Raw genomic sequence first — 14,155 nt, forward strand, 5'->3', positions numbered from 1 at the left:
TCGTCAGAAAGACAAGTTTGTGGCTAAAACAAGATTATGAGTTAAAGACTTGTCTATTGTTAAAATCCTTTTAGGTATTTTGTATTGATTATAATAACTAAAAAATAAAAAAACCTTGCTAGAATATAGCAAGGTTTGTATTTAGTAATCAAATATTTGTAATTTGGTTTATGCCAATATCATTTCGTTATAAGGGATTATTGTTTCGTATCCTTTAGTTGTGAAATATTCAGTTGGGTCTTCTTTGGATATTGCCATTACAAAATCGCCTCCCCAAGCTCCAAGACTTTTAATTACACCATCAAAATCAGGAAAGAGTCTTTCTTTAATAGTTTGCATTTCTAATACGTTACTCATTTCGGCTTCGTGTATTGCTAGTGCTTTTGCAAATTCTTTTCCAGTTTTGGCTTGTATAACTGTTTGTGTGATTTTGTCGTTGTTGGTAATTATCTTGGCAAGGTTGTTATTCTTATTGTTGTAATAAGCAGAAATAGCTGCTTTGCTACTTTGTTTCTTGTTTAAGTACACAAAGTGTAGATTCTGGCTAAACTCTGGCTTAAATGCTATTTTTTCGACAATTGGTAAGTCTTGTTGTAAATGATATAATATAGGAGTGTTGTTTTGTGCACAGGCAATATCATATCCGCTACCTCCAAAACTATTTTTAAGCAATGTAAAAGCATCGATCTTTGTCCATTGGGCAATATTGTTTAATAATGTTGATGATGTGCCTAAGCCCCAATTTTTAGGAAATGTAAGTTGTGTGCTTATTTGATATCCTTCGGATTGTGTTATAAATTCTGGATTTAATAAATAGGCTTCGTGAAGAATATTTATTAATGTTGTTTTTACAGTTTCGGTTTCGGTTTCGGGATTGTCTATTATTTCGGCAAATGTTATAATGTCTTCGAACCAAACGTGGCTATCGGCATCGTAACTTTTCCATTGTATTTCTTGATTTTCTCCTTTGGCAACAATTAAATTTTGTCCGAATTTAGTAGGTAATGCAAAGGCTTTAGCGCCATCTAATACTAAATATTCTCCTGTTATTAAAAGTTTTCCGTTACTGTAAAAAGTTGTTTTCATGCATTTGTTTTTAGCCCTGATGGTAGCGGTATCCTTTATGTTTTTCCTTTAAAAACATAAAGATATAGCGTACAGCGGGAGATGGCTTCTGGGAAAAAAAGATCTCACTTTAATTCTCCTTTAGTTGTTCTTTGACTCCGCTCAGGTTGACAATTAAATTATTTTCTTAAGTTCTCGATAAAATCTACCACGGCACTATGTGAGATGGTGTTGTTTTTAAAGTGATTTTTGATTAGATGACGTTCTTCGTCATTGGCAGCAAATTGATTGATGATATTATTGATGTGCATTTTCATGTGTCCTTCCTGAATTCCTGTTGTTGTTAAGGAACGCAATGCGGCAAAGTTTTGCGCTAATCCTGCAACGGCAACGATTTGCATTAACTCTGGTGCCGATGGATTCTCGAGCATTTGTAATGAAAATTTAACTAACGGATGTAAAGATGTAAGTCCGCCAACGGTTCCTATAGCAAGGGGAATGTCTAGCCAGAATGTGAAAATTCCATTTTCGATTTTAGCATGAGATAAACTTGAATATTGTCCGTTTCGGGATGCGTATGCATGAACTCCAGCTTCGACTGCACGGAAATCATTTCCTGTGGCGAGTATTACTGCATCGACACCATTCATGATTCCTTTGTTGTGTGTTACTGCACGAAATGGTTCTACTTCGGCAATCTGAACTGCCTGAACAAATCGCTCTGCAAATTCTTGAGGATTCGGGATGTGTTTTTCTGCTAGTTCTTCGACAGGACAAGAAACTTCGGCTCTTACTACGCAATTTGGGACATAGTTAGAAAGGATGCTCATGATGACTTTTACTTCTTCATTGGCTTCGGTGAATAATTCATATTTTTGAGAAGCTTCTTTTAGTGTTTTGGCAAATTGCTCTAAACACGAATTTATAAAATTGGCTCCCATGCTATCTTTGGTTTCAAAAGTAGCATGAAGCTGAAAGTAATTTGGTAATAAATTGGTTTTGTCTTTTAGAACAATATCCAGAATTCCGCCACCGCGTTGTTGCATATTTTTAGTGATGCTTTCGGTATCGCTAAAAAACTTGCTTTTGGTTTGTGCGAAAAATAAATTCAGTTTTGATACATCTCCATTAAAAGTAAAATGTACCTGACCAATTTTTTCGGTGTTGATTACTGTAGCTTTAAACCCACCTCTTGTTGACCAAAACTTAGCTGCTTTTGAAGCTGCTGCAACAACAGAACTTTCCTCAATTGCCATTGGAATTGTGGAATATTTGTCGTTGATGAGGAAATTTGGAGCTACACCAAGTGGAATATAAAAATTGGTTATGGTGTTTTCGATGAATTCATCATGTAATTTCTGTATTTTTTCGTCAGCATTCCAGTAATTTTTAAGTAAAAAAACTGCTTCTTCGGGTGTCGAAAAGTACTTTTTTGCAATCCAGTTTATTTTTTCTTCTTTGGATAATTTAGAAAATCCAGAAACCGTGTTGTTCATTCTCAGTAGATTAAATGGTAGTATTGCTGCAAAGATACCACTTTAACGGATTTGTTTATAATGTAATTATGGACATTAAATAATATGAAAAACCAATTTCTTAACATTTAACATACAAAAAGTATATTATGTGTATTTTTTTCACTAAAATTGGGCTCTTTTTTATATTTAACTCAATTGTATGAATACTAACAAACTTACCGCATTGTTTTTATTTTTTTGTGTGACACTTTTTGGTCAACAAAAAATTACTGTAGATGATATTTTTAATGGAACATTTCGAGCTAAAGAAATGTTTAAACTACAGTCACTACACAATACAAATCAATATACTGTACTGAATTTTGATAGAGCTGGTAGAAGCATGCAGATAGATTTGTATGATTATGCTACATTAAAAAAAGGAGCAACTTTAATCGATACTAAAGATCATAGAAGTTTACCGATGATTGATAGTTATACTTTTGATGCATCAGAAAAAATGATTTTGTTAGCTTGTAATTCTAAAAAAATCTTCCGTCACTCGTTTACAGCAGATTATTATTTATATAATATAGGTACTAAAGAGTTAACTAAGCTTTTTGATTTTCAGGTTCAGGAGCCGACATTCTCGCCTGATGGACAAAAAATCGCTTACGCAAAAGAGAATAACCTTTATGTTTATGATGTAGTTTCGAAGAAATCGACTCAGATTACAACAGATGGAAAGAAAAATTCTGTAATTAATGGTATTACGGATTGGGTTTATGAAGAAGAATTTGCTTTTGTGCGGGCTTTTGATTGGAGTAAAGACAGTAAGAAAGTAGCTTATATTCGTTTTGACGAAAGTATGGTTCCAGAATTTTCGATGTCAATTTTCAAGACAGATCTATATCCTTCAATCGAAACATTTAAATATCCTAAAGCTGGAGAGAAAAATGCAGTAGTTTCTTTACATATATATGATGCGGCTGCAAATGCAACTAAAGAGGTTAAGCTTGGTAATTACAACGACTTTTATATTGCAAGAATGCAATGGACAAATGATAATAATACCTTATCTGCACAGGTGTTAAACCGTCACCAGAATAATTTGGATTTATTATTTGTAGATGGTACTTCGGGAACTTCGAAAGTAGTTCTTAATGAAAAAGATAAAGCTTATGTAGATGTTACTGATAACTTAACATTTTTAAAGGATAATAGTTTTATCTGGACTAGCGAAAAAGATGGTTTTAATCATATTTATTTATACGATAAAACTGGAAAACTTAAAAATCAGGTTACTAAAGGAAACTGGGAAGTAACTTCATATTACGGATTTGATGAAAAAACTAAAACTGTTTTTTATCAATCTACAGAAAATGGGTCAATCAATCGTGATATCTACCGAATTGCACTTGACGGAAAAAATAAAATACGTTTATCTAAAAACGTAGGTACTAGTAAGGCAACCTTCAGCCCGAATTTTGAATACTACATTAACACATTCTCAAGCGCTTCTCAGCCTACAACTTATACTCTTAACGATGCTAAAGCCGGTAAAGAATTACAAGTAATAGAAAACAATGAGGCATTGGCTTCTAAACTTAAAGGCTATAATCTTGCTACTAAAGAGTTTTTTGTGTTGAAAACAGCTAAAGGAAACGAATTAAATACTTGGATTTTAAAGCCTAAAGATTTTGATCCTGCTAAAAAATATCCTGTTTTTATGTTTCAATATTCAGGACCAGGATCTCAGCAAGTGGCAAACCAATGGAATAACTCTAATGATTACTGGTTTGAAATGTTAACGCAACAAGGTTATATCGTTGCTTGTGTGGATAGTAGAGGAACAGGTTTTAAAGGAGCTGATTTTAAGAAAGTAACTCAATTGCAATTAGGGAAATATGAAGTTGAAGATCAGATTGATGCTGCTAAAGTAATTGGTGCGTATCCTTATGTTGATGCTTCTAGAATTGGAATTTTTGGATGGAGTTACGGAGGTTTTATGGCTTCGAACTGTATTTTCCAAGGAAACGATGTGTTTAAAATGGCTATTGCTGTTGCTCCTGTTACTAACTGGAGATTTTATGATACGGTTTATACTGAAAGATATATGCAAACTCCTCAGGAGAATGCAAGTGGTTATGATAATAACTCTCCTATTAACCATGTAGATAAATTAAAAGGGAAGTTTCTTTTAATTCATGGATCTGCGGATGATAATGTACACGTACAAAACTCAATGCAAATGATGGAAGCTTTAATACAGGCTAATAAACAATTTGATTCGCAAATTTATCCAGACAAAGATCACGGTATTTATGGCGGAAAAACAAGAATTCAGCTTTATAATAAAATGACTAACTTTATCAAGGAGAACCTATAACATAAAACTAATAAACCTAAATAATAATGAATAATATGAAAGAAACAGAAGTAAAAACGGCGCATCCAAAAGGGCTTTGGGTATTGTTTGGAACCGAGATGTGGGAGAGATTCAATTTTTATGGCATGCGAGCCTTATTGACTTTATTTCTTGTAAATTCATTATTGATGAAAGAAGAAGATGCTTCATTAATTTATGGAGGTTTTCTTGGTCTTTGTTACCTTACACCAATGCTTGGAGGGTTTATTGCAGATCGTTTTTTCGGAAACAGAAACTGTATTCTTCTTGGTGGTTTTATGATGGCGATTGGACAATTATTATTGTTTACTAGTGCCAGTGTTTTTGGTTCTGATTTAAATTTTGCTACTATTATAATGTATTGCGGATTGGGAGTTATCGTTTTTGGTAACGGTTTCTTTAAGCCAAATATCTCTAGTATGGTAGGAAGTTTATATCCTAAACAAGAAAAAAGTAAGCTTGATACTGCTTTCACTATTTTCTATATGGGTATTAATTTAGGTGCTTTTCTTGGGCAATCTATTTGTCCTTTATTAGGAGATGTAAGAGATACAGGTGGAGTTAGAGATATTCACGCTTTTAAATGGGGATTCCTTGCTGCTTCGATAGCAATGTTTTTAGGAACAATGCTTTTCTTTTTCTTAAAGAATAAATATGTGGTTACTCCAGAAGGAAGACCTTTAGGTGGATTACCGTCTAAAAATGTTGCTGCAGATTTTGAAGAAGGTGAATCTCAAAAAGCGAACTTTTCTCAAACAGCATTGACAGTTGCCGGTGTAGCATTTTTCGTTATAGGTGCAATTGTTCATTTTGGTTTTGGTCAAAACTTAATTTATACTTTGATTTATTCAAGTGGTTTGACATTAGCAGGATTAATCGTTTCTGACTCTTCTTTAACAAAAATTGAAAGAGATCGTATTTTTGTAATTTACATCGTTTCTTTCTTTATTATCTTCTTCTGGGCTGCGTTTGAGCAAGCTGGTTCATCTTTAACTTTTATTGCAGATAACCAAACAGACAGAAACTTCTTTGGATGGGCAATGCCTGCTTCGATGGTACAAATCTTTAATGGTTTATTTGTTGTAGTTCTTGCAGTTCCTTTTAGTATTTTATGGGATAAATTAAGAGCTGGAGGTAAAGAACCAATCTCGCCTGTAAAACTTGCTTTTGGTTTATTGATTATTACAATAAGTTTCTTCATGATTGCTACTCAGGTTAAAGTAATTGGAACTTCAGGATTGTTAGCTATCAAATGGTTGATTTTATTATATTTATTAAATACTTGTGCTGAGCTTTGTTTGTCTCCAATCGGATTGTCTTTGGTTGGTAAGCTTTCGCCAAAACGTTTCTCTTCATTATTATACGGAGTATTCTTCTTATCTAATGCTTCTGGTTATGCTTTAGGTGGTACTTTAGGTTCTATCTTGCCTGCAACAGGAGATAAATTTGTAAAAGCTAAAGAGCTTGGTATAGATTTACAGGCTGTTCTGGATAAAACTATTACGCCAACTGCGGCTCAATTAAAGTTATTGGCAGAGCATCATATCAATGATCATAATCCTGTTTTTGCAGGTTTCGAAATACATAACTTATTCGAGTTCTTCATGGTGTTTGTTATTTTAACGGGATTGGCGGCTATAATTTTGTTTGCACTGTCTCCGGTTTTAAAGAAAATGATGCACGGTGTTAGATAAAAAATAATAATAATATATAAAAATTACCTACAGGTTTAGACTTGTAGGTAATTTTAATTTTAAAGAGTTTATAGTTATGTGGAAAAAACATCCTAAAGCATTGCCTTATTTGTTCTTATCTGAAATGTGGGAACGTTTTGGTTATTATTTAATGATTGGAATTTTTACTTTATATCTTAAAGATGTAAAAGAAGGTTTTGCAATGACCGAAAAAGAAGCTTCTGATTTGTATGGAACTTTTATTGCATTGGTTTTTTTAACGCCTTTTATTGGAGGTCTTATTGCTGATAGATATTTAGGGTATAAAAAATCTATTGTTATTGGTGGGATTTTAATGGGTATTGGTTACTTCCTTATGGGGGTACATGATGTCACGGTGCTTTATATTGCTATGACTTTGGTTATTGTAGGGAATGGTTTTTTTAAGCCAAATATTTCTACCTTATTAGGGAGTTTTTATAATAATGAAGAATATAAAGATAAAAAAGACGAAGGTTACAATATTTTCTATATGGGAATTAATGTTGGGGCTTTTATTTGTAATTTCTTTGGTGCTGCGTTGCAAATTCTTTTAGGATGGCATTGGGCTTTTATGGCTGCAGGTGTAGGTATGTTTATAGGTGTTATTGTATTTTTATTAGGTACAAAACATTATGTTGGACACGATCAGAAAAAGGGAGTACAAGAAGGAGATATGCCGTTTTATAAAATTGTCTTATTTATTTTATTGCCTTCATTTGTTTTTGGTGCAATAGGTTGGTTGTTAAAAGGAGTTACTTCAGAAGCTAATCCGGATAGTTATATCTTTGGATCAGATAGTACAGATGCATTTATTTTTGCTTGTATTCCGATAATCTTCTTTTATGGATCGCTTTATTTTAAGGCTAAAGTAGAAGACAAACGTCCGATTGGTGCCTTGTTGGCAATTTTTGCAGTGGTGATTTTATTTTGGGCAGTATTTAAGCTTAATGGTTCGGCGCTTACAACTTGGGCTGACCGTTATACAGATAGAGAAGTTACTGGAACTGCTGGACAGATTGTAGGTAACGTAAAATTAGCAAAAGAAGTTGAGTATAAAAAAGTATCTACAGAGCTTTATGATGATCAGTTCCGTTTGCAAAAAGTAAATGGAGTTGTTGAAAAAGTAGAGGATTATCCGTTGTATTTTAGGAATGTTGCTCCAGAAAAATTACCTGAAGAAGGAGCCAAAGTGCATCTTTGGGCAACAAATTTAAGTCAGTCTATTAACCCAGCCTGGGTAATTATATTAACGCCATTGATTGTTGCTTTTTTCTCTTTTTTACGAGCAAGAAAAAAAGAACCATCAACACCTACGAAAATTGCTTTTGGTTTATTAATTTCGGCGCTGTCAGTTTTAGTTATGATTGCTGCTGTAGAAATTGGAAATGATGGAGCAGAGAAGGTTAGTGCTTGGTGGTTGGTAGCAAATTACGGAATCATAACAATCGGGGAGCTATTTTTGAGTCCCATGGGATTATCTGTGGTGTCTAAATTAAGTCCCGTTAATATTACTTCCTTAATGATGGGAGGTTGGTTTTTATCAACTTCGATAGGGAATAAACTAAGTGGAGTTTTAGCGAGTATGTGGGATACATACGATAATAAAGCCAACTTTTTTTGGGTGAATTTTGCATTGTTGATGTTTGCAACTATATTGATGTTTGCTTTGGTAAAGCAACTCAACAAGGTGATGAAAGAAAAAGGAATCAATTAATTATTTATAAATAAATGGAACATAGTATTACTTTAGATGAAATACAAAATTTTAAAGGCAAGTACCCAAAGCAATTATGGTATTTGTTTTTAGTCGAAATGTGGGAGCGTTTTTGCTTTTACGGTATGAGAGGTGTTTTGGCATTTTTCATGGTCGACCAATTAGGATTATTAGAAGGAAAAGCAAATTTGCAATATGGAGCCATACAGGCATTTGTATATGCTTTTACTTTTATTGGAGGTATTTTTGCCGATAAAATTTTGGGATTTAAAAAATCGTTGCTTTTTGGTGGAATCGTTATGATCATAGGAAACTTGATTATCGCAGCTTCGCCACATGATTTTTTCTACTACGGTATTACGCTGTCGATTATTGGAACAGGGTTTTTTAAGCCAAACGTTTCTTCTATGGTTGGAGAGTTGTATCATGAAAATGATGGGCGTAGAGATGCTGGATACGGAATGTTCTATGCAGGTATCAACATTGGTGGAATGTTAGGAGGAGCAATTCCTATTTATTTAGGAAAAAATTACTCTTGGAGTTTATGTTTCCTTTCTGCTGCTATTGTTATGATTATTGGTGTAATCACTTTTCTATTAACAAAGAAACATTTAGCGCCTATTGGTAATTCTCCATTAGAGAAATTTACTCCAAAAAAACGTAATACATATGAAATTGGAGTATATATAGGTTCGTTATTAGCAATTCCACTTATTTATATAATGGTGATAAATTCTGATTTTACAGAATATTTCATGTACACTATTGGTGCCGTTGCTCTTTTATATTTCTTGTATGAATTACTAAGAATTAAAGATCGTAACCAACAATATAAATTGCTTGCAGCATTTGTCTTTATCTTCGGATATTTTATGTTTATGGCAATCTCTGAGCAATCGGGTGGATCATTGTCATTGTTTGCAAAAGATAACTTGTCTAGTCAGTTATTGTTCTTTAATATTGATCCAAACGTAGTTAATAATAGTATTAACTCTTTATACGTTATTATTTTTAGTCCGCTAATCGGGTTATTATGGATATTCCTTTATAAGAGAAAAATTGAGCCAAATACAGTTGTGAAATTTGGATTCTCATTCATTCTTCTTGCGGCTGGATTCTTCATATTTTATAGTGCTCGTTTCTTTGTTGATCCAAATGGATTGAGTTCACTTAATGTATTTGCTTTAGGGTATTTAGTATATACACTTGGGGAATTATGTATTGGACCAATCGGAATGTCGGTTATTACTAAATTGTCTCCTAAAAGACTTTTTGGAATGATGATGGGATTATGGTTTTTATCAAGTGCATTTGGACAGTTTGCAGCCGGAAAATTGGGTTCAGAAATGTCGAATGCAAATACAGGAACTACATTAATGTCTAAGTTACTTGCTTACACAGATGGATATTATCATTTAGCAATTTATTCGCTTATAGCAGGTGTTGTTTTAATTGTAAGTACTCCATTGATTAAAAAATTAATGCAAGAAGTAAAATAGAAAATATTTTCTAGTTCATTTTTTCCTTAAATTTGAAAAAAAAATAAAAACAAGATGAAAAAGATATTTATTGCATTGTTACTTATGTTGGGTTCTTTTGCTGTTGAAGCACAAGAATTAAAATGGTATACAGATGTAAAAGAAGCAATTGCTGTAAGTAACAAAGAGAAAAAACCAATGTTGTTGTTCTTTACTGGTAGCGATTGGTGCGGATGGTGTATTCGTTTGCAAAGCGAAGTTTTAAAAACACCTGAGTTTAACAAATGGGCAAAGGATAATGTTGTTTTGGTTGAATTAGATTTTCCTAGAAGAATAGCGCAAACTCCAGAAGTTAAGGCGCAAAATAGTGAATTGCAACAGGTTTTTGGAATTCAGGGTTTTCCAACCGTTTATTTTACTAAAGCGGAGAACAAAGACGGAAAAGTTAATTTTCAAGGGCTTGGTACTACAGGATATGTAGCTGGCGGACCTACGGCTTGGCTTGCTGTTGCAGACGGGATAGTTAATCCGGTTAAGAAATAATTAAATGATTTAGATAGTTTCTAGTAACTATCAATAAATAAAAGAAGCTCTTTTCGTTTTATACGGAAAGAGCTTTTTGCTGTTTATAAGGTAATTCATTTGGTTTTTGGATTCTGAATTTTGGTTTTTTATTGTATGTTTAAAATATTAGTTATAAAAAAACATAAAATATATTTTTAGTTATAAAATAATTTGGATAATTAAAATTAAATGTTAATTTCGTTTACCTTAACTAACCAAAAACCAAATTTAATATGATGAAAAAACTACTTGTATCCCTGTTTTTTTTAGGATTTATTACAATGCAATCGCAGAATTTAGTTTGGAAAACAAATATTAATGACGCTATTGAATTAAGTAACCAATTAAAAAAACCAATGTTGATTTTGTTTACTGCAAATAATTTAGCCGATAACTTACAAAACGAAATAATGAGAACGCTGGACTTCGCACTTTGGTCTAGAGATAATGTTGTTTTAGTAAAATTAGATTTATCAGATAGTCAAATTTCAGATAGTGACAAGGAACAAAATATTAAGCTCAAAAATGCTTTTGGAGTTGAGGATCTTCCAGAGATTTGTTTTGCTAATGCTGTGATCAGAAAAAATAAAACTACTTTTCAGGCACTTGGTAAAATGGCTTATAGCGGAGGCGGAGTAAAAGCTTGGATTTCGGAGTCGAATGCGCTTTTGCATCCTAGTGAATTTTAAATATTACTTTAAAAGAAGTTATAATCCTGATAAAGATTAAAAAAGCCAACCATATAAGTTATGTGAGTTCATTTAAGAGTGCCATTTGAATCTTATTTTTCTTAAATTCTTATATGGTTAAAACAATAATGTTACTATATTAATTCAATTTATAGAATCCTTTTTCATTAGTAGAATGAAAAGGGATTTTTTCTTTTAGGCACGTTTTCTTCCAATAGTGCTGAATCGATTTATAGTTTGTGCCATCAGCAATAACCATTTTGGGTTGCGTGTTTTTTAATAGTCTTTCAAAATTTATTTTTGATGATTGTGTAATCATTAAAATATCTGGTTTTATTCCTTTAGGATATATGCCTGTGCTATCTATAATCAGAATTTTATTTTTATTGAAGTAAGCAATATTTTGAAGCTTTTCTCTTTTTGCTAACTTTCCAAAATTGCCTACCAAATAAGATGTCAATGAGTAATTGTTAGTGATGCTATTAGAGGAAGTGTCTGTAGTAAATAATTGTACATCGTTGCCTTTTCGTTCTGTAATCTGCGAATTCCTGGCTACATTATAAACGATCCATTCTTCTTGAATTTCTGTATCTTTTCTGTTTACTATAAAAGTAATTTGTAATAAGATTAATGAAGTCAAAGTGAATGCTAACTTTGTAAAAGTTGGTTTCTTGAACCAAATAGTTGTAGTAATGATTAATAAAAAAGAACTAATTAATAGATAAGTGTTAAACGAGATATCTCGAATAATAAAGCTTTCGAATGAAGCAATACTATTTATGATTTTGTTTAAATAGAATATACTTTTCTCCAGTAATTGGACAAGAATTAGCGGAGTAACATCAAATGCTGCTAAAACCATTACTATAATTCCTAATATCATTATGACGCTTAAAAATGGTATGATTACAATATTGGCAACAAAGAATAATCCTGGAAATTGGTGGAAGTAATATAAACATAGTGGTAAAGTGCCTATTTGAGCTGCAAAAGATACTGTCAAGGCATTCCATATTGCAGTTGTGAATTTATGCTTTGGTTTCCAGATTGTTTTTAATATTGGCTGCAGCCAAATAATAAAAAATAAAGCCAAGTAGCTTAATTGGAAACCAACATCAAATAAAAAAGCGGGCTCAAAAAGCAGTAACAATAATATAGAAACTAATAGTGTATGATAAATGTTTACACTTCTCCTTAAATGATTTCCTAAGGCTACAAATGAAAACATTACTACAGATCGTAATACTGAAGGTGAAAACCCTGAAATAACAGCAAAAGAGAATAAAGAAACTATTAGTGCTATAAGTTTTATCAGCGAGCCTTTTTTAGTATTAGGAATCGGTTTTAAGAGATAAGTTATAAAGATTAATATATAGCCAACATGAAGACCAGAAACGGACAAAATATGAGTTACTCCTGCATATTGATAGTCTTTGATAATTTCGGGCGTAATATCTTGTTGCTGGCCTAAAATTAAAGCCAGAGCAACATTCATTTCGGTTTTATTAATTTTTTTTTTCTCTAGATTCTTTATAATGTTTGTTCGCATTCGAGCTGCATAATACCAAATGCTTTTCTCGATTTTAGAACTAATAGCAATATCATTGTTTTGTACATACAGTTGCGCATAGATATGTTTGTTATTTAAATATTTACTATAATCAAACTGGTTGGGGTTTTTGGGAGCGCTATTTTTAGATAAAAGACCTTTTGCCCGAATACAATTTCCGATTTCTAGACTTAATCCTGTGCTGTCCTTTTTTATGTTAAGTATTATTTTACCAGAAGCAGGTTTTTGATCAATTTGGTTTATGCTGGCAATATACCTGTCGCTGTAATTGTTGCTTTTTAATTTCTCACTAATTATACAATCTATTAAATGCGGTTTATCATAGATGCCTTCGTAATTAGAGTAATTGTTTTTTTGGAATGATTCAGTATGAAGAGTTTGAGTTGTTATACCAATGCAACATGCTAATAAATAGGTTGCAATGCCAAAGTAAGCTGTTCTTTTTGGTTTTATAGTTGAGAAATAATAAAAGCCACAAAAAAGTAGTGTTGCTGTACCAAGGGGTACAAACGTAAAAGTTAAGGAAAGACTTAAATAATAAGCTAGTAAAATGCCTATTATAAAACTAATTGTAATTCTTACTAATGGAAATTGTAGTACTTTCATGTAGCTAAAATACGACAATTTTGTAAGAAATAACACCTGTTTAGATTTTGAGCTTACTTTTAAAACCTATCAGAGCGTAGTCATTATTGCAATTTGTATCACACGGTTGAAACCGTGAGCGATGATCTAAAATAGGATAGTGAATAAAGGATGTTAATCAAACTAATAGCATGATTGGGGATTGCAAATACAAATGCTACGTGAAAAACATTGCCAACGGTTTTAACCGTTGGAGCACAATCATTATTACATGATTAAAAAATTTATTTAAACCTTTGTAAAAGTTTTTTGAACTTTAGCAAAGGTAATTGCGTGAGTAACCTAACAGGTTTTTAAAATCTGTTAGGTTTGTGTTAGTGAAAAAATATAGATTTAATTTACTTCTTGGTTATTCGATAACGCGATTTACTTGCGCATAAGAATCACGATAATATGGCTCTTTTGTAGACGAAATAATTACGCCTTTGGAAGTAGAGGAATGTATGAATTTAATTTCGTCATTATTAATTTCGACAATTAACCCGACATGATTTATTTGAGAACTTCTATTGGTTTTAAAAAATATTAAATCTCCTTTTTTAGCTTTATTTCGATTAATAACTTCTCCAACTTTAGATTGTTCAAATGAAGATCTTGGTAATTTAATGTTTTCAGAATTGAATGTGGTAAATACCAAACCAGAACAATCGTAACCTTTATTAGTAGTTCCGCCAGCTTTATAGCGAACTCCAATATTTTCGGAAGCGGTATAAATTAAATCTTTAACGATTGCTTTTGGGCTTTCTTCTTTTTTAGTGGTAGTAACAGACGATGTCGATTTACAAGATGCAAATAACAGTAATAAGGCTAGAATGGATAATATATTTTTCAAGACAATGTTTTTTAAACCG

The 14,155-nt window shown here is 32.2% G+C and carries 10 protein-coding genes; 6 read left to right on the plus strand and 4 right to left on the minus strand.

Annotation, left to right across the window (positions count from 1 at the left end):
• Nucleotides 1-168 precede the first annotated feature (168 nt).
• Both ACJ6WR_RS12570 and ACJ6WR_RS12575 read right to left on the minus strand, forming a co-directional pair.
• Nucleotides 169-1,086 carry a GYDIA family GHMP kinase gene (locus ACJ6WR_RS12570; RefSeq protein ID WP_409415419.1) on the minus strand — a complete coding sequence of 306 codons (918 nt, stop codon included), beginning with the start codon at nucleotides 1,084-1,086 and terminating at the stop codon, nucleotides 169-171.
• A gap of 158 nt (nucleotides 1,087-1,244) precedes the next feature.
• Nucleotides 1,245-2,561 (minus strand): hydroxymethylglutaryl-CoA reductase, degradative, encoded by a 1,317-nt coding sequence (locus ACJ6WR_RS12575; protein WP_409415420.1) that lies wholly within the window; start codon nucleotides 2,559-2,561, stop codon nucleotides 1,245-1,247.
• A 181-nt stretch (nucleotides 2,562-2,742) separates the two neighbouring features.
• Between ACJ6WR_RS12575 and ACJ6WR_RS12580 the strand changes: the two genes are divergently transcribed.
• From ACJ6WR_RS12580 to ACJ6WR_RS12605, 6 genes are all read left to right on the plus strand, one after another.
• Nucleotides 2,743-4,911, plus strand: coding sequence for a S9 family peptidase (locus tag ACJ6WR_RS12580; protein ID WP_323489928.1), 2,169 nt, complete (start codon nucleotides 2,743-2,745; stop codon nucleotides 4,909-4,911).
• A 35-nt stretch (nucleotides 4,912-4,946) separates the two neighbouring features.
• Nucleotides 4,947-6,623 (plus strand): peptide MFS transporter, encoded by a 1,677-nt coding sequence (locus ACJ6WR_RS12585; RefSeq protein ID WP_039112511.1) that lies wholly within the window; start codon nucleotides 4,947-4,949, stop codon nucleotides 6,621-6,623.
• 76 nt (nucleotides 6,624-6,699) lie between these two features.
• The gene (locus ACJ6WR_RS12590) at nucleotides 6,700-8,358 is read left to right on the plus strand and encodes a peptide MFS transporter (RefSeq protein WP_039112510.1); all 1,659 of its coding nucleotides are present in this window, start codon (nucleotides 6,700-6,702) and stop codon (nucleotides 8,356-8,358) included.
• Between the two features lie 14 nt (nucleotides 8,359-8,372).
• Nucleotides 8,373-9,857, plus strand: coding sequence for a peptide MFS transporter (locus tag ACJ6WR_RS12595; RefSeq protein ID WP_039116876.1), 1,485 nt, complete (start codon nucleotides 8,373-8,375; stop codon nucleotides 9,855-9,857).
• Between the two features lie 54 nt (nucleotides 9,858-9,911).
• Nucleotides 9,912-10,379: a thioredoxin family protein gene (locus ACJ6WR_RS12600; protein WP_409415421.1), complete on the plus strand. Its 468-nt coding sequence runs from the start codon at nucleotides 9,912-9,914 to the stop codon at nucleotides 10,377-10,379.
• A gap of 254 nt (nucleotides 10,380-10,633) precedes the next feature.
• Complete coding sequence (locus ACJ6WR_RS12605; protein WP_409415422.1) at nucleotides 10,634-11,089, plus strand: thioredoxin family protein; 456 nt, start codon at nucleotides 10,634-10,636, stop codon at nucleotides 11,087-11,089.
• A 139-nt stretch (nucleotides 11,090-11,228) separates the two neighbouring features.
• On the opposite strand, the gene ACJ6WR_RS12610 is transcribed toward ACJ6WR_RS12605, so the two are convergent.
• Together ACJ6WR_RS12610 and ACJ6WR_RS12615 are read right to left on the minus strand one after the other, a co-directional pair.
• Nucleotides 11,229-13,265, minus strand: coding sequence for a ComEC/Rec2 family competence protein (locus tag ACJ6WR_RS12610; protein WP_409415423.1), 2,037 nt, complete (start codon nucleotides 13,263-13,265; stop codon nucleotides 11,229-11,231).
• A gap of 388 nt (nucleotides 13,266-13,653) precedes the next feature.
• Nucleotides 13,654-14,136, minus strand: coding sequence for a C40 family peptidase (locus tag ACJ6WR_RS12615; protein WP_409415424.1), 483 nt, complete (start codon nucleotides 14,134-14,136; stop codon nucleotides 13,654-13,656).
• Nucleotides 14,137-14,155 lie beyond the last annotated feature (19 nt).

The organism is Flavobacterium sp. PS2 (genome assembly GCF_046250155.1).
Classification (GTDB): Bacteria; Bacteroidota; Bacteroidia; order Flavobacteriales; family Flavobacteriaceae; genus Flavobacterium.